This window comes from Nonomuraea recticatena (genome assembly GCF_039533245.1).
Taxonomy (GTDB): domain Bacteria; phylum Actinomycetota; class Actinomycetes; order Streptosporangiales; family Streptosporangiaceae; genus Nonomuraea; species Nonomuraea roseola.
This window is the reverse complement of the sequence record NZ_BAAATE010000128.1, coordinates 1-957: the sequence shown is the minus strand read 5'-3', so window position 1 is coordinate 957 and position 957 is coordinate 1. Positions and strand designations below refer to the sequence as shown.

The following is a 957-nucleotide window of genomic DNA, read 5'->3' as shown; positions in this document are numbered from 1 at the left end:
CGGTCGATGTTCGCGACGGGCAGGGCGGTGATGTACACCGAGCGGAGCGAGTTCACCGCGGCGATCGCGACGATCCCGCGGGTGCCGTTGACGGAGTACTCCGACGCCGACCCGCCCGTGATCGACCAGGCGTGCCCGGAGGTCGACGTCCCCCAGCCCGAGGCGACCGTGCGGGTGAACGAGTCGGTGAACGACCCGGTGACCGCGGTGACGGTCATGCGCTCCCCGCCGACGCCGAGGTCGTACCCGGTGGCCGTGGACCACTCGGCGCCCTCGACGGTCTCGACGTCCAGAGTTGTCGCCGACGAGGTGACCGCGTTGACCAGCCGGGAAGCGGCAGTATCCATGCGCCCGTAGGTGGTGTGGTCCAGTTTCGCGATCCGGTACCTGGACGCCGGTGAGCAGAACAGGTCGACGGACCATTCGAACTGGGAGAACGACTCCGAGCAGCCCTCGATGATCGCGTCGATGTCGTTCACGACGCCGGGCGGCGGGTCGGGGATGAGGATCCGGTCGCCGAGCTCCGTCGTTTTCCACGCCGCGATCTGGCTGGTGGCGTCGTGCAGGAGGACGCGGATGCGTGGGTACCGGTAGTCGGGTCTGGTGCCCTGGTAGAGGGCCCACCCGGCGAGGTCCGGGAGGCGGTCGGCGAACCTGACGTTCTGGGCGAGGGTGATCTCGTTCTCGATCGGTTCGACTGCGGCCGTTGACGACGAGCCCGCGCCCGTGACGGTCACCTTCGTGCCGAGGTAGTAGTCATCGTCGCCCTGCTCGATCACGGTGAAGTGATCTTGCGTGAGCGTCATCGCGGGTGTGCTGATGGCGTTGACGTTGATGGCCGACCGCGACAAGTACGTCAGCGAGTCGTCCGCGAAGTCGCGGGGCTCGTAGAGGATCCAAGTCGGATCGTAGCCATGTCGTTCTGTGGGCCAAGGAGTTGGAGATGGCAATTGTCTT

1 protein-coding gene is annotated in these 957 nt (G+C 66.7%); it reads right to left on the bottom strand.

Annotated features, from left to right (window positions below):
* Positions 1-806 (bottom strand): hypothetical protein (locus ABFX50_RS50700; RefSeq protein ID WP_346158487.1); only part of this gene is annotated, 806 nt, incomplete at its 3' end.
* Positions 807-957: the final 151 nt, after the last annotated feature.